Annotated in this window: 17 protein-coding genes, 1 tRNA gene and 2 pseudogenes; 6 read left to right on the top strand and 14 right to left on the bottom strand. The window is 59.9% G+C overall.

Annotated elements, in window-relative coordinates:
- Nucleotides 1-4: 4 nt before the first annotated feature.
- Entirely contained in the window at nucleotides 5-2,392 is a 2,388-nt protein-coding gene (gene ligA / locus EO087_RS00870; RefSeq protein ID WP_128897206.1) for an NAD-dependent DNA ligase LigA, read from the bottom strand.
- Between the two features lie 147 nt (nucleotides 2,393-2,539).
- Here ligA and EO087_RS00865 point away from each other — a divergent pair, with 147 nt between their 5' ends.
- Together EO087_RS00865 and EO087_RS00860 are read left to right on the top strand one after the other, a co-directional pair.
- Nucleotides 2,540-3,994 carry an MFS transporter gene (locus tag EO087_RS00865; RefSeq protein ID WP_128897205.1) on the top strand — a complete coding sequence of 485 codons (1,455 nt, stop codon included), beginning with the start codon at nucleotides 2,540-2,542 and terminating at the stop codon, nucleotides 3,992-3,994.
- 44 nt (nucleotides 3,995-4,038) lie between these two features.
- Entirely contained in the window at nucleotides 4,039-5,238 is a 1,200-nt protein-coding gene (locus EO087_RS00860; RefSeq protein WP_128897204.1) for a cation:proton antiporter, read from the top strand.
- 127 nt (nucleotides 5,239-5,365) lie between these two features.
- On the opposite strand, the gene EO087_RS00855 is transcribed toward EO087_RS00860, so the two are convergent.
- Nucleotides 5,366-6,958, bottom strand: coding sequence for an FAD-dependent monooxygenase (locus EO087_RS00855; protein ID WP_128897203.1), 1,593 nt, complete (start codon nucleotides 6,956-6,958; stop codon nucleotides 5,366-5,368).
- Between the two features lie 53 nt (nucleotides 6,959-7,011).
- Between EO087_RS00855 and EO087_RS00850 the strand changes: the two genes are divergently transcribed.
- Nucleotides 7,012-7,653, top strand: coding sequence for a TetR/AcrR family transcriptional regulator (locus EO087_RS00850; protein WP_240669092.1), 642 nt, complete (start codon nucleotides 7,012-7,014; stop codon nucleotides 7,651-7,653).
- Nucleotides 7,654-7,814: 161 nt separating this feature from the next.
- Here EO087_RS00850 and EO087_RS00845 read toward each other — a convergent pair whose 3' ends face one another.
- Complete coding sequence (locus tag EO087_RS00845) at nucleotides 7,815-8,114, bottom strand: reverse transcriptase domain-containing protein (protein WP_240669091.1); 300 nt, start codon at nucleotides 8,112-8,114, stop codon at nucleotides 7,815-7,817.
- Nucleotides 8,115-8,469: 355 nt separating this feature from the next.
- Here EO087_RS00845 and EO087_RS16530 point away from each other — a divergent pair.
- Nucleotides 8,470-9,573, top strand: a pseudogene (locus EO087_RS16530) (recombinase family protein); the annotation flags it as partial.
- Nucleotides 9,574-9,909: 336 nt separating this feature from the next.
- On the opposite strand, the gene EO087_RS16525 reads toward EO087_RS16530, so the two are convergent.
- From EO087_RS16525 to EO087_RS00815, 7 genes and pseudogenes are all read right to left on the bottom strand, one after another.
- Nucleotides 9,910-10,416, bottom strand: coding sequence for a reverse transcriptase domain-containing protein (locus tag EO087_RS16525; RefSeq protein WP_128897201.1), 507 nt, complete (start codon nucleotides 10,414-10,416; stop codon nucleotides 9,910-9,912).
- 4 nt (nucleotides 10,417-10,420) lie between these two features.
- Nucleotides 10,421-11,196: pseudogene (locus EO087_RS00830) on the bottom strand (IS5 family transposase).
- Between the two features lie 58 nt (nucleotides 11,197-11,254).
- A complete protein-coding gene (locus EO087_RS00825) occupies nucleotides 11,255-14,092 on the bottom strand; it encodes an AAA domain-containing protein (protein ID WP_240669090.1) in 2,838 nt (945 codons plus the stop codon).
- Complete coding sequence (locus EO087_RS16520) at nucleotides 14,026-14,622, bottom strand: hypothetical protein (protein ID WP_240669089.1); 597 nt, start codon at nucleotides 14,620-14,622, stop codon at nucleotides 14,026-14,028. The genes EO087_RS00825 and EO087_RS16520 overlap by 67 nt, the downstream gene beginning before the upstream one ends.
- A 118-nt stretch (nucleotides 14,623-14,740) precedes the next feature.
- A complete protein-coding gene (locus EO087_RS00820; protein WP_205744403.1) occupies nucleotides 14,741-15,211 on the bottom strand; it encodes a MarC family protein in 471 nt (156 codons plus the stop codon).
- The gene (locus EO087_RS16345; RefSeq protein ID WP_205744402.1) at nucleotides 15,205-15,510 is read right to left on the bottom strand and encodes a hypothetical protein; all 306 of its coding nucleotides are present in this window, start codon (nucleotides 15,508-15,510) and stop codon (nucleotides 15,205-15,207) included. The genes EO087_RS00820 and EO087_RS16345 overlap by 7 nt, the downstream gene beginning before the upstream one ends.
- An 87-nt stretch (nucleotides 15,511-15,597) precedes the next feature.
- Nucleotides 15,598-17,547 carry a formylglycine-generating enzyme family protein gene (locus EO087_RS00815; protein ID WP_128897199.1) on the bottom strand — a complete coding sequence of 650 codons (1,950 nt, stop codon included), beginning with the start codon at nucleotides 17,545-17,547 and terminating at the stop codon, nucleotides 15,598-15,600.
- 106 nt (nucleotides 17,548-17,653) lie between these two features.
- On the opposite strand from EO087_RS00815, the gene EO087_RS00810 reads away from it, so the two are divergent.
- Complete coding sequence (locus EO087_RS00810) at nucleotides 17,654-18,769, top strand: HRDC domain-containing protein (protein WP_128897198.1); 1,116 nt, start codon at nucleotides 17,654-17,656, stop codon at nucleotides 18,767-18,769.
- Between the two features lie 52 nt (nucleotides 18,770-18,821).
- A tRNA-Ala gene (locus EO087_RS00805) sits at nucleotides 18,822-18,897 on the top strand.
- A 158-nt stretch (nucleotides 18,898-19,055) separates the two neighbouring features.
- On the opposite strand, the gene EO087_RS00800 is transcribed toward EO087_RS00805, so the two are convergent.
- The 4 genes from EO087_RS00800 to EO087_RS00785 all read right to left on the bottom strand — a co-directional run bounded on the left by EO087_RS00800 (nucleotide 19,056) and on the right by EO087_RS00785 (nucleotide 24,162).
- Entirely contained in the window at nucleotides 19,056-19,424 is a 369-nt protein-coding gene (locus tag EO087_RS00800) for an STAS/SEC14 domain-containing protein (protein ID WP_128897197.1), read from the bottom strand.
- 79 nt (nucleotides 19,425-19,503) lie between these two features.
- Complete coding sequence (recJ, locus tag EO087_RS00795; protein ID WP_128897196.1) at nucleotides 19,504-21,225, bottom strand: single-stranded-DNA-specific exonuclease RecJ; 1,722 nt, start codon at nucleotides 21,223-21,225, stop codon at nucleotides 19,504-19,506.
- Nucleotides 21,222-22,142 (bottom strand): phosphoglycerate mutase, encoded by a 921-nt coding sequence (locus EO087_RS00790; protein WP_128897195.1) that lies wholly within the window; start codon nucleotides 22,140-22,142, stop codon nucleotides 21,222-21,224. Before EO087_RS00790 ends, recJ begins: the two co-directional genes overlap by 4 nt.
- 4 nt (nucleotides 22,143-22,146) lie before the next feature.
- Entirely contained in the window at nucleotides 22,147-24,162 is a 2,016-nt protein-coding gene (locus EO087_RS00785) for an ATP-binding cassette domain-containing protein (protein ID WP_128897194.1), read from the bottom strand.
- Between the last annotated feature and the right edge of the window lie 98 nt (nucleotides 24,163-24,260).

Raw genomic sequence — 24,260 nt, 5'->3', positions numbered from 1 at the left:
GGATTCAGCTTCCGTGTTTCTTGAACAGTTCAAGCAAACGTGCCTCGTCCCATACCTCCACCCCCAGCTCCTGGGCTTTGTCGAGTTTGGAACCAGCTGTTTCTCCTGCCACCACAAAATGGGTTTTCTTGGAAACGCTGCCCGCCACTTTCGCGCCGAGTGCTTCCAATTTTTCCTTGACTTCATCACGCCCCATCGCGGACAGCGTGCCGGTGAGCACAGCGGTCTGGCCTGCCAGCGGGAGTGCTTCGGCTATGCCCGTTTGCGGTGTGGCGGTGAGTAACCGATGCATGGCGGCTTCCGCTTCCTGAAGCGTAGCGCGTCGGTCCTTGTCGGCAAGAAACTCGTCCAGGCTGACTGCTGCGTTTTGCGGCAAACCTGCCGTGATCCAGTGGGCGCTGCCACCCGCATGCAGCTTGCTGATGCTGGGGAAATGCATGGCCAGCAAATTGGCATTGCGACGGCCGATGCCATGGATGCCCGCATCTTCCAGCAACGTGGCAAAACTCAGTTTCTGATGAAGACGTGGTGAAGGATCAGCCTCGTCGCTCAAGACAATGCCGGCAACAAGCAAGGCATCCACCACGGTGCGATTGCCGTCCTGCCGAAAGAAGGCCGCGATCGAGCCGGCGACTTCGGCACCGATATCGGGCAGCTCGCGCAAAATCAACGCTGGCATGCTGCGCACCCAATCCAGGCGGCCGAGCCAGCTTGCCAGCGTCTTGGCCGTGCTTTCACCGATATGCACAATGCCCAGCGCATAGAGAAAGCGCGACAGCGTGGTCTTCTTGCTAGCCTCAATCGCCTCCACCAGGTTTTCGGCCCATTTGGTCGCGATCTTGCCTGCTTTGACGGTTTCCGGCACGGTGCCATCACGCTCATCGGCACACTGCTTCATGTCCAGGAAGTGATCGAGCGTAAGTTTGTACAGATCGGCCGGCGTGTGCACATAACCGAAGTCGACCAAAGCATCGACAAAACGCTCGCCAATGCCTTCGATGTCCATGGCGCGGCGCGATGCAAAATGGATCAAGGCCTCCTTGCGTTGCGCTGCGCAAACCAAACCGCCCGAACATCGCCATGCAGCCTCGCCTTCCTCGCGCACCAGCACCGATCCGCAGATCGGGCAATGCGTAGGCATTTTCCAGGGATGCGTCTTGGGCGGGCGCCGCTCGACGATAACGCGCACCACTTCGGGGATCACATCGCCTGCACGGCGCACGATGACGGTGTCGCCAACACGCACATCCAGACGCGCGACCTGATCGGCGTTATGCAGGGTAGCATTAGTCACCGTGACGCCTGCGACCTGCACGGGCGTCAATCGCGCAACCGGTGTGGCGGCGCCGGTGCGGCCGATCTGGATCTCGATGGCTTCAATCGTGGTGCTCTGCTCCTGCGCAGGAAATTTATGCGCAATCGCCCAGCGTGGTGCGCGCGCCACGAAACCCATCTCGCGCTGACCGGCGTAGTCGTCAAGCTTGTAGACCACGCCATCGATGTCGTAAGGCAGGTTGTCGCGCTTGGCGCCGATTCGCTTGAAATAGGTGATCAGGCCGTCGAAACCTTTGGCAACATCCACTTCAGCGGAAACCGGAAAACCCCATTCGCGGAGTTTTTTCAAAGTCTTCGAATGGGTGTCGGGCAATTCACCGCCTTCGACCGCACCCACGGCGTAGGCGAAAAAGCTGAGCTTGCGCTTGGCCGTCATGGCCGGATCAAGCTGCCGCAGCGAACCCGCTGCGCCATTGCGCGGGTTAGCCAGCGGCTTTTCGCCGTGTTCGCGCGCGTAGGCGTTGAAGGCTTCGAAAGCCTTGCGCAGCATGATCACTTCGCCGCGCACCTCCAGCACATGCGGCCAATCTTTCCCACGCAAGCGCAGAGGAATGGCACGCACCGTGCGCAGGTTGGCAGTAACGTCCTCACCAGTTTCGCCGTCGCCGCGAGTGGCGCCCTGCACGAATACACCATTCTCGTAGCGCAAGCTGATAGCCAAGCCGTCGAGCTTGGGTTCCACCGAAAATACCGGATGCTTGCGACCCAAGGTCTGCTCGATGCGGCGTTCGAATTCAGCCACTTCACGATAACGCGCGCCATCGTTGTCGGCGTCATGCTCGAAAGCATTGCTGAGCGAGAGCATCGGCAAGACATGGCGTACTTCCGCAAAACCGCCTACGGCGCGCGCGCCGACACGGCGACTGGGCGAATCGGGCGTGGCCAGTTGCGGATGTTCGGTTTCCAGCGTTTCCAGCTCGCGCATCAAGCGGTCGTATTCGGCATCCGGGATCTCCGGGTCATCGAGCACGTGATAGCGGTAGTTGGCGTGTTCGATCTGCTTGCGCAGATCGTCGATGCGTTGTGCCGGCAAGGGAGAGACTGACGTTTTGCTCATGCCAAAAGTGTAACGATTCGCGGATTATGGATAAGGGGATGGAAGAACTCGTGATACAGGGATGGCAGTCGACCTCCATAAAATCGGGCCGACTCCGGCACAGCCCTTTCCGAGCAAGTAACTGTTGCAACAAGTATCATAGCGCCCATGCCCGCCGCTTCTCCCGCCTCCTCCGCCGCCAGCGACTCGGCCACAGCAGTCGGACATACATTCTCCACACGTGAGCGTTACCGCGGCCTGATCTGGCTGGTTTCCGCAGCGTTCTTCATGCAGACGCTGGATTCCACCATTGTCAACACGGCGGTACCGGCCATTGCCAACGCCTTGGGCGAAACACCGCTGAATATGCGCAGTGCGCTGACCAGTTATGTGTTGACCCTAGCGATACTGATCCCGGCCAGCCCCTGGCTGTGCGACCGCTTCGGTACCCGTCGGGTGTTTGGCGTAGCGATCAGCGTGTTCGCCATCGGCTCCTTATTTTGCGGCATTTCGCAAACCCTGCCGGAGCTGGTGCTGGCGCGCGTGTTGCAGGGCTGTGGTGGCGCGGCGCTGATGCCAGTAAGTCGTTATGTGCTGGTGCGCACGATCGACAAACGTGAGTTCGTGCAGGTAATGAGTATCGTCGCCACCTTTGGCCTGCTGGGTTCCGTGCTTGGGCCGTTGCTGGGTGGCGCGCTGGTGGAATACACCAACTGGCGACTGATCTTTCTGCTCAATGTGCCGGTCGGTATCGTCGGGCTGTGGCTCAACCGGCGCGAGATGCCCGAGTACCGGCTGGACAAGGCCCCTCGTTTCGACCTGTTTGGGTTTATGCTGTTTGCCGCCTCTTCGGCCTTGCTGTTGGCCGCTTCGGAATTCGCCACGGAGCAGGACATTCGCTGGGTGTGGATGGGCTCACTGATAGTCATGGCCATTGTCTTCGGCGGCACCTACGTCTGGCATAGCCGTCACACTGATCATCCCGTGGCAGATCTGAGCCTGTTGCAGGTGCGCAGCGTATGGGTGGCGCTGTCGGGCAATCTGCTTACCCGGTTGGGCGTGAGCGGCATGTTCCTGCTGATCGTGCTGTTTTTGCAGGTGGGCTGCGGCTGGTCGCCGCTGATGGCAGGCCTGATGATGATGCCGCAGGCACTTGGCTTGATCAGTGTCAAGTGGCTGGTCAACCGCATGCTGGTGCGCATGGGCTATCGCCGTCTGCTGTTCGGCAACACGCTGATCGTGGCCGTGCTGCTGGCCATGTTTGCCTTGCTTAGTCCGCATACACCCATGGCGCTGATTGTGCTGCTGGTCTATGTTTACGGCGGTTTCATGGGCATGCAATACACCGTGATGAACACACTGATCTATGCTGATCTGGACGTGAAGCATGCTTCCATGGCGTCGTCGATGGCCTCCACCACGCAATATCTGTCAATGAGCTTCGGCATTGCCCTGGCCACCATACTGATGCAGACCTTGCTACACGGCCAGGGAAGTGAAGCTTATGTAGGGGCGTTCCGCTGGACAGTAATCGTGCTTGCCGTGATCACCGCGATAGCCAGCCGCGTTTTCGCCAGACTAGACAAAATCCCAAGCCCGGCAACCGTGTCATCGGCTTCATGAACAGGTAGGATGAGCAGGATGCTCATGATCGATGGATGCCGACCATGCACCATGCCAACGAAATTCTGTTCTCACTGTTTATTGTGTTCATCGCCGCCCAGATCGGCGCTGAGATCGCGCAACGGTTGAAATTGCCCGGCGTGGTCGGCGAAATTGCTGCCGGCTGTGTGATCGGCCCCTCATTGCTTGGTTGGATTACGCCAGATCAGATCGCGGCAGGCACGCCGCTGGATGTACTGTCGGAAATCGGTGTGGTGCTGTTGCTGTTTTCTGTCGGTTTGGAAACCCGCCTGGAAGATCTGAAGAAAGTCGGCAAATCGGCCTTTCTGGTCGGTGTGCTAGGCGTACTACTGCCCTTTACCATGGGCGGTTTCTGGGCCCATGCCAGCGGTTATGAGTGGGGTAAATCACTGTTTGTCGCGGCTGCATTCGTCGCAACCTCCGCCGGCATCACCGCACGCGTATTGCAAGAGCTTGGTGTGCTGCAACGGATGGAAAGCAAGGTCATCCTGGGGGCGGCAGTGATCGATGATATCCTCGCCATGCTGCTGCTCGGTGTAGTGGTATCACTGCAAAGCGGCCAGGGCTTCAATCCCATACATCTGGTGATGGTGCTCGCAGGTGCCATGGGCTTTATCGCGGTGATTGGCTGGGGGGGCACGCGCGTGATGCGCTGGAATTCCACCTGGCTGGACAAGCCGCGCAACGTGTATTCGCCGCTGCTGATCGTGCTGGCGCTGTGCCTGGGCCTGGCCTATGTCTCCACGTTGTTCGGACTTGCCGCCATTATCGGCGCCTTCCTGGCCGGCATGATCGCTTCCGAAACCCGCCAGCAACACACGCTGGAACAACAGATCCAGCCCTTGCTGGCTTTGCTCACCCCGTTCTTCTTTGTGCTGACCGGCAGCAAGATCGACCTGCAGCAGCTCGCCAACGTCGATGCACTGATCGCACTAGGTGTGGTCACGTTGATCGCCATTGTGTCCAAGCTGCTGGGCGGCTTCCTTGGCTCGCTGTCGCTCGGCAAAATGAGTGCCGCCATCGTGGGCTTCGGCATGGTGCCACGTGGCGAAGTGGGCGTGGTGATTGCCAGCCTTGGACTGGCTGCCGGGGTCTTCAACGATCAGATGTACGCGATCATTGTGGCCATGTCCTTGCTGACCGCGATGGTGACCCCGCCCATTCTGGCTTGGTTATTGCGTCATGTCGTCAAGGGATCGCCCGCGCAACCGAACAACGCCTAATCGGGTGGCCATATATTCGTAAATCCGATATCGGAGACCTATGCCACACAGCTCCCAAAGGTCATTGCTACCACCGGTACCTGATGGTGTTGAACGGCTGGCTTCCTTCGCTCAAATTGGCACACCGTTAAACGCATGCTGCAGCGTCCAACTCACGCACCTCACCGGGCTCGCCAAACCATCGCGACATGGCTTGAGCAACTTCACCCAGATCAGGAGTGGTTTCAACGGCCCAGGCAACCATGCCATCGGGTCGTACGAGCACAGCACACAAGCCCAGCCTATCCTTTGCATCGCTTGCGACATAAGCGACTCGGCCACCCCAGCGAGTGACAAGCATCTGAAGCGACGCACCCGCCTCAAAGTCCAGGAATAAGCCTCCACCTGTTCTGAGCAGTTCGCCAAGCCGCGTTCCATCGGCTAACTCGAAATCAGGGACGCTGCGACCCACCAGCGGATGGCTATCGCCAAGGTCATGGCGAAGAGAAACACCCCATACACGCTCAGCGAAGTAGGTCGCGCCATCGCGTGTGTCGATAAGGTCACGGATGACGGCCTCAACCGCGCGTGAACTCGGGCTTGGCCGCATGAGCGCGACCTGGGCGCGCGACCAGTCAAGAACCTGCCTCCCCACTGGATGCCGTTCATTCGCATAGCTGTTGAGCAAATCGTCCGGCGCATCGCCACGGATCGTGGCAGCCAGCTTCCAGCCAAGATTCATCGCATCACCCAGCCCGAGATTGAGCCCCTGGCCGCCCAAGGGCGAATGAACATGCGCGGCATCGCCGACAAGCAGCACCCGTCCTTTGTGGTAAGTGGTCGCCTGATAGGCGCGATCCGTCCAGGTCGTTGCAAGCTGAAGATTCGCCACAGTGACGTCCATGCAGGAAACACGACGCAACACTGCCTGCACGTGTTCACGCGTAATGGGTTGAGTCCGATGGAAAGCGCCGCCGTCGAACTCAACCATCCCAACCGTCCCCGGCGGCGAGTAGGTATACATGCCCGCTGGAGTGTAGTGGCGACCCGGGCTGAGCTTGTCAGGATCAGCCATCTCGACTTCAACGGAATAGCCAGTGAACTCGGGATCGGTGCCGACGAACTCGAAACTGCCAAGCTTGCGCACCGTGCTGCGACCGCCATCGCATCCAACCAGCCAGCGTCCACGGAACGTCTCGCCATCAGCACGAACGGTTACCTCGTCATACGACTGATCGAACGCTTCAACAGCGAAACCGCGCCTGATGTCGACACCCATCTCGCGCGCGCGAGCAGCCAGGATGGATTCGAGGGACTCCATATCGACCATCATGTTGGTGCCGGCCGGACTTGGCAGGCGGTACGGCCATTTCGAAGCATCGACGTTGTCCAGATAGAACTGGATGCCGGCGAAATGCCCGCCCGGACGATGCGGCTGGTTCATCCAATGCGCGGCGGCCGGAGCGCCACTGCCAGAGCCATCTTTTGCCTGCAGCGCCACAAAGCCCTTCCCACCTTGCATCGGGCTTGCACCCGCGACATCGTCCAGCAAGCCGCGACGGTAGAAAGCTTCAAGGGTGGGCGATGAAAGCCCGCGCATGCCGAACGGAAGCCGTTTCAAGGGGGAGCGCGGATCTTCGGTTTGCTCCAGCACCAACACGGAAAGGTTCGCGAGGCGTAGTTCACAGGCTAGAAACAGGCCGACAGGGCCCGCTCCCGCAACAACAACGTCATAAATCAAGGCAATATCCTCATTACGGCATAAATATTATACTCAGTGTAAATTTTTACGATATGAGCATCCGCATGTCAAATCAACCTGGCGTCAGGGACCGCAAGAAGGCGATGACGCGTCAGACGATTTCAAACGTCGCAACACGCTTGTTCGTCGAACACGGCTTCGAAAACGTTTCGGTCGACGACATTGCGCGCGAAGCATCCGTCGCCAGAAAGACCGTATTCAATTACTTCCCTCGTAAAGAGGACCTGGTTTTCGATCGCGAAGAGGAAGTGCGGGCCTTGGTGCGTCAAGCACTCACCGATCGCGGCAAGCAATCGCCCATCCTTGCGTTCCAGGCACTGATGCGTACGCTGGTGGAGAAACAACATCCTCTGTTTCGGATCACCCAGCGACCCATCCGCTTTTGGCGCACCGTCGCGGAGAGTCCGGCACTTACAGCACGCGCACGCGAACTTCAGGTGACGCTCGCTGATGATCTTGCAGGAGTGCTGTCCGATGCAGTGGGTAGACCACACTCCGACCCTGATGCTCGTCTCGCAGCAGCCATGCTGATGGCCACACTAGTGGTTGCTTACGGCGAGGCACTCCACGCCTTTCGCAAGAAGCGGAAGCCTGAAACGGCTTTCGTAAGCGTGATGCAACGCGGCTTCGTCGGCGTCAACGCCGCGTTCGCCGGGACCCCTTACGTCCGATGATATTCGCCTGATCGCCTGACATCTGCGCACACCTCATAGCTGCTCGCGCTGCCAATAAAGAAAAAGCGCAACAAGGGCGCTAAGTCTTTGTTTGCAATGGAGGCCGAGGTCGGAATCGAACCGGCGCACACGGCTTTGCAGGTCGTTGATACGCTATATATTCAATAAGTAAATATCCACCGGGGAGAGTAGACCCCAGGAGTTTCACCCGGAGCCTCTCGCAAAACTGTACGTGAACCTCTCAGCATAGGTCTGCGTGCGCTTGCTGTCCTTGCAGTACACGACTTCGATTTCTCCGGATGCATCGTCAGTCCGCATTCGGCCAGCCTCTGGGCGATGGCCATCATGACCTCCTGCGCCTGCTTCTCGCTGCGACAGTGAATCACTGCATCATCGGCATAACGGGCGAAAGGACATGGCGGGTATAAGCGTTGCATCCAGGTATCGAATACATAGTGCATGAACAAGTTCATCAAGAGTGGGCTTATAACACCACCAACAACAGAGCAAACTGCCGCTTAAAATGGGGCCTGCGCATTTCAAGGGAGTGTTTGGCGCCGTGGTCCAGAAGCTGCTCCAAGGTTGATGTGAACCTCGTCCTTGAGACGGTCACTCCCATTGATAGGAAGGTGCGGTGATGCGCCGAGGACGTAAACAATGGCGGGTACATCTGGCCTTCGAGCCGAACCGCCACGCCCAGGAACAGCTGCAAAAGGCGTACGAGCAAATCAATCCCATCGAAGCACGGTCCACGGCAAAGCCGTCCGCGAAGCCGTCTGCAGTGACCAGGCAAGCGACCACCAAGCGAGGTAGACGATGAGCAAAGATACGATGGTCGCGCTCTATGCGCGGGTATCCTCCGAGCAGCAAAACAAACGCGGCACCATTGAAAGCCAGCTGGCTGCACTGAAGGAGCGTATTTCAGCTGATGGCGCGCAGATCGCCGATGACATGTGTTTCGTTGACGCTGGCGTGAGTGGTGCGACGCTCATCAGGCCACAGCTAGAGCGACTCAGGGACTGTGCTGCGCTCAGCACGATCGACCAGCTCTACATCCTGTCACCGGACCGGCTGGCGCGCAAATATGCGCACCAGGCATTGCTGATGGAAGAGTTCACAGCTTGTGGCATGCAGGTCGTGTTCCTCAATCACGCCATCGGTGCGTCACCGGAAGAATCACTGCTACTGCAGATGCAGGGCATGATCGCGGAATACGAGCGGGCGAAGATCACCGAACGTCACCGCCGTGGCAAGCTTCACGGCGCAAAACGTGGCAGCGTCAATGTCCTGTCCGGGGCACCCTACGGCTACCGTTACATTCGCCGGCAGCTCGATGGAACGCCGGCCCGGTACGTGATCGAGCTACCCCAAGCAGCGACGGTCCGGGCAATTTTCCAGTGGGTGGGAATGGACCGCTTGAGCATAGGGGACGTGGTACGCCGCCTCACCGAGTCGGGTACTGTGACGGCGTCAGGCAAACCCTATTGGGATCGAAGCGTGGTGTGGGGCATATTGCGCAATCCCGCGTACATGGGGCGGGCTGCGTTCGGCAAGACGAAGTCGTGCGATCACCTGCAGGTGCGCGTGCGTGCCCAGCGTCATAGTGCTGACGTGCCAAAAAAACCGCATTCAACAACACGTACCGACCCACAAGACTGGATCGAGATTCCGGTGCCAGCCATCATCAGCGCGGCGCTGTTTGAATCGGCGCAAGAACAACTCGTCGAGAACCGCAAGCTGGCACGCCAGAGGCGCGAGAGTGCGCCGCTGCGTCTGCTGCAAGGACTGACAGTCTGCGGTCAATGTCACTACGCTTACTATGCGAAAAAGGTGAGCAAGGCCGCGTCCAAGAGCCATCCGCGAGACTATGCCTATTATCGCTGTGTTGGAACCGACGCCTATCGTTTCGGCGGTCAACGCATCTGTGACAATCTGCAGGTTCGAACGGACAAACTCGATGATCTGGTATGGCAGCAGGTAGTGGAATTACTTAGACATCCGGAGCGATTGAAGAACGAATATCAGCGTCGACTGGATATGATGGAGCGCAATGAAAGAAATAGCTTCGATACGAGCAGCCTTGAAAAGCAGCGGTTGCAACTGGAAAAAGGCAAGTCCAGGCTGATCGATAGCTATGCAGATGGGATCATTGATAAGACCGACTTTGAGCCGAAGATGCAGCAACTGAAGGGCCGGCTTGAGCAGATTGACCAGCAGATCCTTGAGTCAAGGCAACAAGGGGCCGTACAACGCGAACTATTTCTGGTCATCAATCGGCTTGAGGAATTTGCAGGTGCCCTTAGCAAGAAACTTGGCACGCTTGACCTGGAAACGAAGCGCAGGATCGTATTGGGCCTGGTCAAGCGCGTCGAAATCCACAAGGACGACATCGTCGTTGTGTTCAGGGTTGATCCGCAGCCGGGAGCGCTCACCAGCGAGGATTCGAATGATTCGGGCGACGGAATGAAAAGTATGCAACATTGTTCGAGGCGTCAGCACACCCCTTTGCGGGGTACCGCGATCTCGCACAAGCTGAGTTCCGTCGCTCATCTCGAACGGCGCATGTAGCCACCGTTCGATATACAGCACCATCCAGTCCTCTTTGATGTGCTTGCGCACTGCCTTCAGAAGCAACGCATGGTCGATCTGATCGAACGCCGCTTTGATGTCAAATTCCACCACCCAGTCATATCGCCAGCAGCGCTTTCGCGTGACAGCAATGGCCTGCCTTGCCGATTTTCCCGGCCGATATCCATAGAGCATGTCGTCATAAGATTCTGAGCCACATGACGAGGCAGCGAATTTGCACAGCGGCAAGGAAAGAGGACAGATTCTTCGCGTAGCGTGTCGCCACACCACGCCACTGTTTCAGGTACAAAAACGCATTCTCAACCAGGTGGCGATGACGATACAGGTACGTGTCGTAGTCGCGCGGCTCTTTTCGGTTTTTACGTGGCGGAATATGCGCCTGCATGCCTTGCTCATGAGCCTGCTCAACAATGGCATCACTGTCATAACCTTTGTCGGCCATGAGATGCTCAGCAGGAATGTCTTTGATCAGTTCCGCAGCCTGCGAACAATCTGCCCGGGTACCCTCTGTAACAAGAATTCGGACTGGCATACCATGCGCATCCACGGCCAAATGTATCTTGGTGTTGCGCCCCCTTTTGTGAGACCTATGCCCTGATTGCCGCCACGAGCTCCCGCTGCATGAGGATGAACCTTGCAGTGACTGGCATCGATCATCAGCCACTCAAAGTCCGGCTCATCCATCACACGTTCCAACAGACCTTCCCATGTGCCGTTATCGCGCCAGCGACAAAAGCGCCGATGGGTATTCTTCCAATCGCCGTACTCGGGTGGTAAATCTCGCCACGGCGCTCCGGTGCGAAGTATCCAGAACACTGCGTTGATGAATTGCCGATTATCTTTGGCTACACGCCCCCATCGGCCCGCTTGACCCGGCAAATGGGGTTCAAGCAAACCCCATTTTTCATCGGAAATGTCATGGCGTCGATAGGCTGCAGTCACAGAGGATTCCATCCAGCAAGATTCGATGGCGGGTAGTTAACCATATTTCAACACCTCATGACGACAGGCTCTAGCACGTTAGCGCGGCATGCAACGCGCGGAAATAAGTGAGGCCGCCCCATTGTTGCGCATCGCCGATCACATACAGCCGGTATTTCGCGCGCGTGATCGCGACGTTGAGCAAGTTGGGCTTACTCTTGGCCCACTCGCGCGCGCCGACGCCTTGCGCTCCGGGGGCCGTGCCGAGCACCAGAAACACGATCTCGGCTTCCTTGCCCTGGAACGTGTGCACGGTGCCACACTCGACGCCCTTGAACGCGCCATCGTTCACGACCTTCTGGCAGGCGTTCTTCACCTTGCGGAATGGCGAGATGACGTAGGTGCGAACGGGCTTGCCTGAGTCATTCACGAGTCGGGCGGGTTCGCGTCGCAGGTCGGCGAGGCATTGGCGCAGCACGTCGAATTCATCCTGCGAGACCGGATGCCTCACGCGCGTCGACGCCACCTGAAACCAGGCACTCTCGCCCAGGACGGAGAAAAACAGCGTGGGCTTCGGTACGCCGGCCTCATCGACGTTCCCGTGCACCATCTGATCGGCATAGGCGATGCGATTGGCAACCGAGAACATCGGATCGTCGCAGCGTCGGTGCGTGCGCAGCGGCATGCCGGTCCAGATGCGGGAGGCGTCATCGTCGCAGTCGGCCGCCTGCTCGACCCACGAGCCGAACGGGGTGATGCGGTCGGCGAGCGTCTGCACGGATTCGTCGGCGGGCGACCAGATGGGATCGACCTCATGCTGGCGACGCAACTGCTCGGTCAAGCGCAAGGGCACGGTGAAGACCGGCTCGATCTGCAACGGATCGCCCACGATGACGGCGCGCCGGCTGCGCCAGATGGCACCGGCGGCCGACTGCGGCGTAGCCTGTCCTGCTTCGTCGATTAACAGCCAGCCGAGACTGTCCTGCTCCATGCCGGCGAACAGCCGATCGAACGAGGCCAGCGTGGTGGACACGACAGGCACGACGAAGAAGAACACATTCCACAGCCAGTGACGTTGATCGAGGGGCAGCTTGTCTTGCAAGCCGTTGGTGAGCATCCCGTTCACGACCCACAGGTTGCCAATGAACTTGCCGGCGTTGGCGAGAATGGACACGCGATGCAGTTCGACCGCCTGTAGAAACAGCTTCGCACGGAGCTGGTCCAGTGCGGGATGGACCGCGATGCTGGCGCGATGGCGCAGTTCGGTCGGTAGCGACGCGAACGCGGTATTGGGGAAGTGTTTCGCGCCCGCGGCAAACCCGGCGTCGACGGCTTGCTGATGCATCTGGCGTTGCCGCTGCAACGTTGCCAGATCGCGTGAGGCGGTTTGCTGCTTTTCGCGCTCGCGCCGCAAGGCCGCTTCCACTTCCACCGCCTCGCGTGCCAGGGTGGCCAGCAAGGCGCTGGCCTCGTGCAGGGTGCGTGTAGGCGCTTCCAACGCGTGCCGCCGTGTCGCCATGCGCGGTGTTTCCTGGCCCAGCCATTGCATCAGACGATCCCATAGGTTGGGCAAATGTGTTGCCTGGCAGTGGGCCAGCGCCGCTTGATTCGCCTGGACGAGGGTGCGCTGATCCGCCTGTCGTTCGCGGCAGGCCGTCAGTGCTCGTTCCTGCGAGGCTGCGGCCTTGTCGGCCGCTTGGCAATCGGCTTGGAGCTGGTCGAGCTGCGCTTGGCTTCGATCCAGTTCGCGAGCCGCGTTCTCGGCTTGGATGAGGACGTCGCGCTGGCACTCCCACTCCGCGTACAGATCGAGGAAGCTGCGCTTGGCCTGTAACCACTCGTCCTGATAGCGCCTGTACTCGTTGGTGGCGGCTTCCAGCAACTGCTTCATGCTGGGGGGCTCTTGATCGCCCGCATTGATCGCGACGGGATCATGGGTGGCTTCGATATCGGCATCCGCATCCACGTCGTCCGCTTCGCCGGACGATTCCGTCTGTTCGGGCGCAGGCTTGGCCGCATACTCGTCGCGAAAGAATCCCGCTGCGAAGGAACGGCGATTGCCGACATTGCCAAGTGCGGCGGCAATGAGACCCCAGGCGTCGATCGGCTGCTTCTTGCCGTCCACGGGCTGTTTCTCGTCGTCGAACACTTTCTGGTAGTGGAAGACCTCGCGGATGACCTCCTCGAAATACGCCGCGGAGGGGAATTCGTCATGGCTGATCTTGGCGCGGGCGGGCAACTCTTGCGTGATGTTCTTGACCGCGTTGTTGTTGTTGCTGGTGACGACGATGGCGGTGCCTTCCATCACTGACGCTTTGAGCGGCGTAAAGCGTTTGCCCGCCAGGGTGATGGCTTCGTCGAACAGGCTCACGGGGCGGTCGAGCGCCGCGATGCGCCGGGCGCGTTCGGTAACGATCTCGGCGATCACGTCGCACAGCAACGTGGTCTTGCCCGTGCCCGGCGGCCCATTGATGCCGATCATGCCCGAGCCTTGCTGCAAGGTACGCAACACGTAGGCAACCGCGGCCTGCTGAGCCAGTACCAGCGGGTACTTCGACGGCGCTGCCCAGCGCGCGCTGGGCAGGTGCTGCGCGCTGACCAGCTCCGCCATCGAGGTGTGCGTGGTGAGGATGTCGACCCGTCCCTGCGGATGAATCGCCTCGCCCAGATAACGGGTCAGCGCGCTGCCGAACGGCCTTTGCTGGTCCGCCTGCTTGATCAGCCGATCGAGATCGTCCAGATAAAACGAATTGAGGTAATCGGCCGCGGCTTCGAGCGCGTCCTTCTCTCGACTTTTCTTGATGTGACTGGACCGCACGACCACACGCCAACGCAGCTTCGCGGTTTGGGCCGCATCCCCCATCAGCGCGCGCACGATCTCGCGCTCGGCATCGAGCGTGTCCCAGTCCATCGGCAGGCCCGCAAACACCGCGGGTGCATCGGCGTTGTCCTGCGCGGAGGCGGCGCGGAGGCGGCGCGATGGCAGCGCTGCGCGAATTCCTCCTGGGCGCTTTGCAGGCGGGCGTTGATGTTGTCCAGGGTGCCGGTTTTTCGGAAGGCGTCCACGCCGTGCGCGAAACTCGCGGGCAGGTAGCTGTCAGGCTTCGGGATGCCCTGCTCGTTGACCACGAACGCGGCCAGCCAGCCTAGGCCTTTGAGGCGCTGGATCTCTCGCTCGCTCAGGCTTTCATCGGGCAGGAGTGCCCGCAGCGTCAAACGGGCCAGGTCTTCGATGTCCGCGACACCGATGTACACCACGTGCACGGCGGTGTGGTGCTCGGTGGCCGCCCATTCGGGCAGGTGCCACGGCAAGGTCGAAAGAACGTCGCTACGTCGCAACGTGGTGACCTTGGTTTGCGGCGTGTTGTCCTTCGTCGTGGGTGGATTGGGGATGTTGAAGATTTCCAGGTCGCGCCAAAACCGCAGGACGCGCTGAGGTTCGTTATTCGGATTATTCAATGGCCTGCCTCGCGTAGATCCAGGGTGAGGTGCGTGGTGACGGCAGGCACGAACGACCCGTGGTATAGCCTGCAGTGGACCATGATGCGCTTGGACGACAAGCAAATACGCAACGGCCTCACCTGCCCCGTGCAGCGATCGACTGCAGGAACTCGGAGAATCCAGTCAACATGATCTGCACGCCAATACAGAGCAGCAGAAAGGCAGAGATACGCACGGCAACCTTGGTGCCTTCCGCGCCCAGAGAGCGAGCCAACAACGTCGCGCGACTATAGGTTTGCCATATCACGCACGCCACCAGTGCAGCGACGGCAAAAGAAACGACGGTGGTAAGCACATACTCACGCGCTCCACTTGGGCGATTCGCATACAGCGCAATGCCGGCTGCAATCGTGCCTGGCCCAACCGTCAACGGCACGGCAAGCGGGAAGAAAGCACTGGCCATAAGGCTGGGCAGATCGCCTCCTGGCTGGGGCGCCTCGCTTGCCGGCACGTGAGGCTCGTTCAACATGTACCAGCCGGCCGCCGCAACCGCAAAACCACCACCGATGCGCAACGCTTCTATGGATATCCCGAAAAAATTCAGCACCGGAGCACCCACGAAGAAAATCGCAAGCAGCGTAAAAAAATATTGGCCGCCACTTTCTTCGCGAGCTGCGAGCGTTCCGCATCCGTGAGCGATCGCGTGCGCTCCAGGAAGACAAACGCCATGCCGACCGGGTTGATGATGCTGATCAAACCGGTAAAGCCGAATAGGATGTCAGGGATCAAACGGTCAAACGACATCAGGATCGATGCTCCGTCATCGAAAAACAGAGGAAAACTGCGGCGAAGACGCGACAGTGCGATGAATTGTCTTGCAATCGCACAGTAGCATGAACCGGCCATGTCCTATTCTGAGACCGTTGTGACGGACAAACGTAGGAGATGTCCACTTCTCGATGTATCTCAAGGTGCGTACGTGCACGGCAAGACTCACAACTCGCGCAAAATACGGAACCCAACACGCCCGCTGCGAACATTCGCATCCGCCCCCTGCCGATACGCCGAATTCGCCTGCTCCGGCGAACTGCCCCAGGAGCCGCCACGCACCACGCGTATCGAGCATCCGGGGTTCACCCATGCACTGCCATCCATGGGTGCACGAATGTAATTGTCGTGCCAGCAGTCGGTCATCCATTCGGAAACGTTGCCATCCATGTCGTACAGGCCAAATGCATTGGGCGCAAAACTCATCACTGGCGCAGGGCCCCAATAGCCATCGCCGTAGTCCTGGAATGCATGACTCCAGCGACGCCCACTGGGTGAACGGTCGAGCGAACCCGTGAGGTTTTCCACCTTACTCTTGGGTGTGCCAGCGCCCCACCAGTAACGCGCGGCGCTGCCTGCACGCAGGGCATATTCAAACTCTGCTTCGCTAGGCAGGCGGAATATCTTGCCCGTGCGCTGACTTAGCCATTGCACGTAGGCGTTGGCATCCTTCCAGGAAATATTCACCACAGGTAGATTGTTGGCGGCCGAATGACCGGCATAATCGTCTTCCCAAGTGGCGCCGGAATCATCGCGCATCACGCCGGTGCGCTCGTCGTAGACGCTGGCACCGCCATGGGTCACCGAATCGGGCTTGTAACCGCTGGCACGCACGAACTCACGGAACTGGCCCACTGTGATATCGGTTTGCGACAGCGCAAAGCCCTTGCTGATGGTGACCCGATGCTGCGGCGTCTGCGCATCGGTACGGCCTTGCTCACCATCCGGCGCACCCATCATGAAGTTGCCGGTGGGCACTACCAGCATGGTGGGCGATTGTCCGTTCATATCCACAAAACGGTCGGTAAATACCTGGCCGGGCCGATAGCTGGCGTAGAGGCGCGCATTGGTGATCTGCTCCTCAAACTCCGCGATGCCAGTCAGTTGCGGACTGATCGACTGCGCCTGTCCCGCCAGTTGTTTGGCCAGCGCGATATTGCCGGCGTCCAGCGCGGAGCGTGCCTGCGCCAGCACGCCCGTCGCACGCTGCTGGCGGATACTGTCGACCTGGCTGCGCACATCCTGCATTTGTGGTGAATCGGGCTGGATCGACTGCGCCTCGGCAATCTCGGTTTCGGCGCCGGCAAAGTCGTTCTGCGCGACGGCTGCCAGTGCGCGGTCGAGTACCACACGCTGCACGCGCAAGATGCCCTGCGCGGCCACGGCGTTCTCCGGATCAAGCTTCTGCACCAGGCGATACAACTCCAGTGCATCGTCGCCGCTGGGTTTGTCGCCCTTGCCTTGTTGCAACAAGTCCGCCGCTTTGGCCAATATCGGCCGCACCGTCATCAGGGTCTTCATGCTGGCTTCCAGCGGAGCGATGTCGGTGGCCGTGTTGGGCATGGCCTTGAGGTTATCCAGCAGCGTACCCGCCGCTTCGGAATCGCCGATAGCAATGTCCTGGGTGATCTCTGCAATCAAATGGGTGCGCACCTGCTCCAAGCCCTGTACCGCGGCACGGCTATCGGGCTTAAGCTTCACGGCCTGCTCATACAAGGCTGCCGCGCTGTTCTTGTTCCCCGCCACCTGCCCTGCCAGGAAAGCTTTGTTCGCACGCTCGATCAAGGCCCGTACCGCCGGCGGATCCGCCGTGAGCTGTTCGGGCAGTACCGCATGGCTACGGCTGAGGCGCGCGGCAATCACCGCTGTCGGCGCCAGTGTCAACGGCGGACCGGCGCTGAATTCCTCCTGCGGCGAGGGCAACACGCTGCCCACACGGGCAGGCTGTGAGCGCATCGGGCCGCCGACTACCGGCGAAGGCGGGTTAGCCACTTCCTCAGGGCTGACGTGGAAGATTTCCGGAAAAAAGTGATATGTGAGGCCAAAGGCCAGCACAAGCACGCCAAGCGCCCCGCCGAATGCGCGTTGGCGTTGTACGGTTTCCTTGCTTGGCATGGTGGGCGTTCCGTGGCTGTCCTGCTATGGTTCAATGTTTAACATATGGCACCACCGCTGATGGGGCAATCGCCAATTGCGTGTCCTGTCGCTCCAAGGAACATGCATGCCTCTTCCTGTGCAGCCGCCCCTGGCGGACTGGATCGATCAACGCGACAAACTTGAACAGTGGCTGGACGCCCCCGCATCCGGCACGGTACTGGCGCTAGACACTGAGTTCATGCGCCGAAATACCTTCTATCCTCAGCTTGCCTTGCTGCAGCTTGGCTTGGATGGACGCTATACGCTGGTCGATCCACTTGCTTTCGACATCGCCACGGCACTGCAACCACTCGAAAGCGCGAACGTGATCACACTAATGCACAGCGCCAGCGAAGATCTGGAAACGCTAGCGCCCTGGCTGCCGGAAGGTCCGCGCGTATTGTTCGACACGCAGATTGCCGCGGCATTCATCGGCATGGGCCTGGGGATCAGCTACCGTGCGCTGGTCGCCGAACTCGCTGGCGCCGAACTCGATAAGGGCGAAACACGCTCGGACTGGATGCAGCGACCGCTCACTGCCTCGCAAAGGGCTTACGCCACGCTGGACGTGGTGTACTTGCACACCATCCACCAACAACTGGCCGAGCGCCTTGCGCAACGCGACCGCAACGCGTGGCACGCGGAAGATTGCGCGCGGCTCAAGCGCAAAAGCTGCCAGCGCTTGGGCGACCAGCAACCACAACTGGCCCTGCGCAGCGCCGCCGAATGGCCGCGCGAGCAACAGGCATTGCTGCGCCGCATCCTGCTATGGCGCGATGCTGCCGCACGCCGACTCGATCGCCCACGCCCTTGGCTGCTGGAAGATGCACTCACCATGAGCCTGGCCCAGCAACCGCCCAAACGCTCCGACGAACTGGAGCAGCGCAGCAGCGGACAGCGTGCCCTACGCTCCCAGCAGCGCGCCGAGCTGCTCGAGCTGCTCGCCCAACCCGTAACAGACGAAGAAATCGCCACCACCCAAGCCATCCCTTCCCTTCCGCAAGGCAAGACCAAGCAGGCCCTGAATGCGATGAAAGAAGCCGTCAACACCTTGGCCATCGAACTTGACCTGCCCGCCGGCCTGCTCTGCTCGCGCAAGGTGCTGGAGGAGTACGTGGTCACGCAGGCATGGCCGGAAGCCCTGGAAGGATGGCGCTGCGGCGTGCTTTACGGTCGCCTGGGCAGCCTGTTGCCGGACTAGACCGAGGGCTTGGCTCGATCAAGGGTCCACTGCTACCATGCAAAGTTCGAGTGGGGCGGTAGCTCAGCTGGGAGAGCGTCGCGTTCGCAATGCGAAGGTCGGGAGTTCGATCCTCCTCCGCTCCACCATTAGTTTCAATAAAAACAACGCACTGTGTCTTGCGATGTAGTGCGTTGTTTTGCATTTGGATACAAGCTTTGGCACATCGTGTGTGCCAAATTTGTGCCATCGCCGTCCCGCTGCGTCCTCTCCCATCTGCATGATACTGCCGCACACTGCTGACAGGCTATCTGGGCTCCGCGATCCAGCGCATAGCATCGTCCATCTGGGCATTGCTGAAAAGTTTGAAATGCGAAGGGATAGCAAAGCCGAATACGCTAGACATCACGCGCACCCAACCCACATCCGTGACCACGGCGGTACGCTCCCAACCAGATATGTGACGGAAGCCGAGTTTGACGTCGTCCCACATGGCGCCCGGGGCGAAACCGGTGAAATCGTCGCCCAGGTGGATGATGGAGCGCACTTTGCGATTGAGCGCAAAGGCCGCTTCGATGTCCGGCACCATCACGCTCTCGTAGTCATCCGCAGTAACGATGCCGCGCAGGCGAAAACCCAGAATACCGGCAGGCAGACTGGGGAGTTGTTCGATCATGGCGATCACTCCTTGCAGCGGTTTTGCTTATCCAAACGCGATTTGCATGCACGCGCAAGTGTCTTATCGTTCAGGCGCGTCAGGTGGCCTCGATGTGCCGCAATAGCAGGCGCGGCGATGCGCGCCCCTGCCAATCGTTAATAGTCAGCTCATAGGCCGCGCGCAACATGGTAGGCGGAGGATGCCCATCGTAGGCGTTGAACATCACGGCATCATAGAGCGCATCGTCACGCGGATCGCGTAAGCTCATGCGCAGATGTTTTTCGCCCATCTGGCGCCAACGGAAACACTCGAAGCAATTCTCGAACACCGGCTCGGGAAATGCCTGGCCCCATGGCCCCGCAAAACGCAGCAGGCGGGCCATCTCCAACGTGAACATGCCGGCCGGCATTTCGCCATCGGTGTAAAGCACCGCTTGCAGTTGCTCTTCGCTCAACCACTCGCGGGCCACAGCATCGAAAGCGGCAGCGAAACGCAGGTAGTCCTGCGTGCGCAAACTCAGGCCAGCCGCCATGGCGTGCCCGCCGAAGCGTTCGATCAATCCCGGATGGCGCGCATCGATGGCCGCCAGTGCATCACGAATGTGGAAACCGGAAATCGAGCGCGCCGAACCACGTAGGTGATCCGGATCGTCTTCACCTGCCGGCGCAAACGCAATGACCGGACGATGCAGTCGCTCCTTCAGCTTGGCAGCCACCAAACCCACCACGCCTGCATGCCAGCTCGGCTCGAACAAGCTCACGCCAACCTTGTTTTCATCCACGCCGGTGGTCTGCGCCACCATCAGCTCGGCCTCGGCCACCATCGTCGCTTGCAGGTCGCGGCGTTCCTGGTTGATCGAGCTGAGCATCTCGGCGTAATAACGCGCCTGGCGGGCATCATCAGTAAGCAGGCACTCCACGCCCAGCCGCATATCTTCCAGTCGGCCCGCTGCGTTCAGGCGTGGCCCGACGGCATAACCAAGATCGCTAGTGCACAGCGTGAACACGCTGCGTTGGCTGGCTTCGATCAGCGCCGTGATACCGGCGCAGCCACGGCGGCTGCGCAAGCGTTTCATGCCGGCTTCCACTAACACGCGATTGTTGAAATCCAGCGGCACCAGATCGGCCACCGTACCCAGCGCAACCAGATCGAGCAGCACTGAGAGATCGGGCTCGGCGCCGACGCTGAAATGCCCCTGTTCGCGCAAATGCGCTCGCAGTGCGAGCAGTACGTAAAACATGACACCTACACCAGCCAATGCCTTGCTAGGGAAATCATCGCCATGCAGGTTGGGATTGACGATGGCATCCGCAGCCGGGAGGAGCTCGCCGGGCAAGTGATGATCCGTAACGATGACGCGCATGCCACGCGCCCGCGCAGCGGCGACGCCAGCTACGCTGGCGACACCGTTATCAACGGTTACCACAAGCTGTACGTGATCGGGCAGCGAAGCCACCAATTCCGGCGTCAGGCCGTAGCCGTGGACAAAGCGGTTCGGCACCGCGTAATCCACCTTGCGCGCGCCGAGCAGGCGTAGCCCGCGCACAGCCACCGCCGTGCCAGTGGCACCGTCGCAATCGTAATCGCCGGTGATCATGATCGAGGCATCGTCGCGAATGGCTTGCGCCAGCAATGCGACCGCAGGCTGCATGCCGCCCAACTGCCGCGGCGGCAACATACGATTCAAACGGTGTTCCGCCTGATCGGGGCTGAAGACGCCACGCGCGGCATAGATACGCTGCAGCAACGGGTGCAAGCTATCACCCCATCCTGCCGGTTCACTCAGCAAAAGGCGCTGGCGTAATTGCAGTTTGCTCATGTTGCGACCCACCGCCAGAAACGCAGACGGTGCCATGAACGATAGAGCCAGCGCTCGCCACTGGCGAAGCTGCATCTCAGCGATTGGCGTTTGCATTGCATCTGTAACAACGGCCACCAGGTGATGGCAATGTCATCAACGCCAAGATCTTGAAGATCAATCAACCAACCCGCCTGCGCGCCACTGACCGTATGCGCACTGCGTGGCTGTACCTTAATGCCGGCGCGATTGGCCAAGGCGAGCAGCAACAGGTCTTCGCTGATAACACCAGCCAACGCCGTCGTTACCTGCAAGGGTAAGGCACCACCGCCCCACAGCCACACACTGTTGACCGGCGGCAAACCACGGGCGCGACGTGCTGCATTCACAGGATGCTGATGCAGCAGTACCTGCACTTCATTCAATAGAATGCGCCAGCGACGGCCTTCCTGTCCCCGCGGTAGATGTTCGTATAGATCTTCGCCCAGCGCCTGTTCCGGCGCAGCGAAATCCGGCAAAGACATGGATGATGGCAAGCGCAGGTGCCAGCGATCCGGTGATGAGATTTCGAGCGTGATGCCGGCGTCGTCGAATACGGGCTTCAAGGGCTCGGCAAGTGCTAGTGCTTCGTCCATGTGTAGCTGCAATTGGCCGCAGGCCAACAACCGTGCACCACCGAGATCCGGTTGTACCCACGCAGGATCTGCGTTGAGCCAACTGGCATCACCTGCGTCGCCCGCCAGATGTTCGCGCGTGAGTGCGGCAGCAGGCATGCCGTCGCGGCATTGAAAATAAGCAGCAAGACCGTCCAGATAACCGCTCGCGCCATCTTCGAGACGATCGGCGCGTTGCAAGAGCGCACGCAATGGGTGGACCGGACCGAAGCGCCGCAAATCGGGCAGCCAGCATTCCAGCGGACAGGGCGAAAGATTTGTCATCGGCTCAGGCTTCGAGTAGCTCGTAAAGCTCAAGCCATTCGGCTTCGAGTGTTTCCTTTTCTTTGCGCAGTTCGGCCTGGCGCTGACCGAGCTTCATCAGTTCGGTCGTTGGACCGTTGTAGGTTTCCGGATCGGCCAGCTTCTGCTCCAGCGCAGTGAGGTCGGCATCAATCGCGGCGACGCGCGTTTCGATTTTCTTGACGCGCTGGCGGGCGGTCTTCTCATTCTCGCGCTGCGCCGCGGCGGCACGACGACGATCGGCGGCGGATTCGACCGGCCTGGTTTCGGCTTCGACGTTTTTCCTGGGTGCGTTGCCACGTGCGCGCAGCCAGCGAGCATAATCATTCAAATCGCCGTCGAACGACTCAACCTTGCCATCGGCCACACGCCAGAAACTGTCGCAAACCATGCCAAGCAGATGGCGATCATGCGAGACCAGCACTAATGCACCGTCGAAATCGGCCAATGCATCGGCCAGCGCTTCGCGCATGTCCAGGTCAAGATGGTTGGTGGGCTCGTCGAGCAGCAGCAGATTGGGCTTGTCCCACGCGATCAACGCCAACGCCAGACGTGCGCGTTCGCCACCGGAAAAACCGTCCACCGATTCGAACGCGCGATCACCAGCGAAATTCCAACCACCGAGAAAATCGCGCAGCATCTGCGCCGCCACACCTGGCGCCTTGTCCTGCAGATGATCGAATGGACTGGCGCCTTCGCGCAGACTCTCCACGGTGTGCTGGGCGAAGTAACCGATCTTCAGATCTTTGTGCGCCTTGCGCTCGCCGCGCAGTACCGCCAGTTCACCCACCAGGGTTTTGACCATGGTCGATTTACCGGCACCATTCGGACCGAGCAGACCGATGCGTTCGCCCGCCTCCAGACGAAAACGAACGTTGCGCAGGATCACACTTACTCCCTCTACCTCTTGGGGAGAGGGTTGGGGTGAGGGGTCAACCTCGCGGCCATCTACATTTTTGTGGTGCGCTGATGTCGGCTCATCGCCAGAATGTCCCCTCACCCCAGCCCTCTCCCCGGAGGGGAGAGGGGGCAAAACGTAACCCGCGACCACCTCTTCCAACTGCAACATGGAATCGGGCAGTCGGTCCGGCACAGCGAACTGGAAACGGAATGGACGCTCCGCACGCACCGCCTCGGTGCCGGCCATTTTTTCCAACCGTTTCATGCGCGACTGCGCCTGCTTGGCTTTGCTGGCCTTGGCCTTGAAGCGATCGATAAAGGATTGCAGATGCGCGCGCTCGAACTGCTCGCGCTCATGAGCTATCTGCTGCAAGCGCAATTGCTCGGAACGTTGCAATTCGAACGCACTGTAGTTGCCGGTGTAGAGCTTCGCCCTGTCCTCGTTCAAATGCAGCGTATGCGTGATCACGCCGTCGAGGAATTCGCGATCATGCGAAATCACCAGCAAGGTGCCCTGGTAACGGCGCAGCCATTCTTCCAGCCACAGTACGGCATCCAAGTCCAAGTGGTTGGTCGGCTCGTCGAGCAACAACAGGTCCGAGGGTGCCATCAGCGCACGCGCCAGGTTCAGGCGTACGCGCCAACCGCCAGAGAACTCGCACACGGCACGTTCGTGTGTGTCGGGACTGAAGCCGAGTCCGTGCAGCAGGCGTCCGGCGCGGGCCCGTGCATCATAACCATGCAGTTCTTCGATACGGTGATGCGCACGCGCCATGGTTTCAGTGTCACCGCGCGCTTGGGCGTCGAGCTCGTCGCGCAGGGCTGAGGCCAATTCCACATCGCCGCCCATCACATATTCAATAGCAGGATCGGGCAGGGCCGGCGTTTCCTGTGCCACCGAGGCCAGACGCAACCGGGTCGGCATGTCGAGCTCGCCGGAATCGGCTTCCAATTGCCCTTGCAAGGCGGCAAACAGGCTGGATTTGCCACAACCGTTACGGCCGATCACCCCCAGGCGCCAACCGCTCTGAATCACCAGGTCGATATCGGAAAGCAGCAATCGGCTGCCGCGGCGCAAGGCGAAGTGGCGAAACGCAATCATGGGAACAGACTCGGGCCGGGCCTGAGCGCCCGCAGCAACACATGATAACGGTTGCTGGGCATGCCTGAGTCACATCTGCCGGTTTTGCTCATGGCATG

The organism is Dyella sp. M7H15-1, from assembly GCF_004114615.1.
Lineage (GTDB): Bacteria > Pseudomonadota > Gammaproteobacteria > Xanthomonadales > Rhodanobacteraceae > Dyella_B.
The sequence above is the reverse complement of the archived record's forward strand: the minus strand, read 5'-3'. Positions and strand labels throughout refer to the sequence as shown.

Bases quoted from the DNA above. Each gene is read 5' to 3' on its own strand.
- EO087_RS00815 (WP_128897199.1), bottom strand. From the start codon at position 17,547: ATGCCAAGCAAGGAAACCGTACAACGCCAACGCGCATTCGGCGGGGCG.
- EO087_RS16525 (WP_128897201.1), bottom strand. From the start codon at position 10,416: ATGCTCTATGGATATCGGCCGGGAAAATCGGCAAGGCAGGCCATTGCT.
- EO087_RS00845 (WP_240669091.1), bottom strand. From the start codon at position 8,114: ATGCACTATGTATTCGATACCTGGATGCAACGCTTATACCCGCCATGT.
- EO087_RS00790 (WP_128897195.1), bottom strand. From the start codon at position 22,142: ATGACAAATCTTTCGCCCTGTCCGCTGGAATGCTGGCTGCCCGATTTG.
- EO087_RS00865 (WP_128897205.1), top strand. From the start codon at position 2,540: ATGCCCGCCGCTTCTCCCGCCTCCTCCGCCGCCAGCGACTCGGCCACA.
- recJ (WP_128897196.1), bottom strand. From the start codon at position 21,225: ATGAGCAAACTGCAATTACGCCAGCGCCTTTTGCTGAGTGAACCGGCA.
- EO087_RS00850 (WP_240669092.1), top strand. From the start codon at position 7,012: ATGAGCATCCGCATGTCAAATCAACCTGGCGTCAGGGACCGCAAGAAG.
- EO087_RS00860 (WP_128897204.1), top strand. From the start codon at position 4,039: ATGCACCATGCCAACGAAATTCTGTTCTCACTGTTTATTGTGTTCATC.
- EO087_RS00800 (WP_128897197.1), bottom strand. From the start codon at position 19,424: ATGATCGAACAACTCCCCAGTCTGCCTGCCGGTATTCTGGGTTTTCGC.
- EO087_RS00810 (WP_128897198.1), top strand. From the start codon at position 17,654: ATGCCTCTTCCTGTGCAGCCGCCCCTGGCGGACTGGATCGATCAACGC.
- ligA (WP_128897206.1), bottom strand. From the start codon at position 2,392: ATGAGCAAAACGTCAGTCTCTCCCTTGCCGGCACAACGCATCGACGAT.
- EO087_RS00785 (WP_128897194.1), bottom strand. From the start codon at position 24,162: ATGATTGCGTTTCGCCACTTCGCCTTGCGCCGCGGCAGCCGATTGCTG.
- EO087_RS16345 (WP_205744402.1), bottom strand. From the start codon at position 15,510: ATGGCCGGTTCATGCTACTGTGCGATTGCAAGACAATTCATCGCACTG.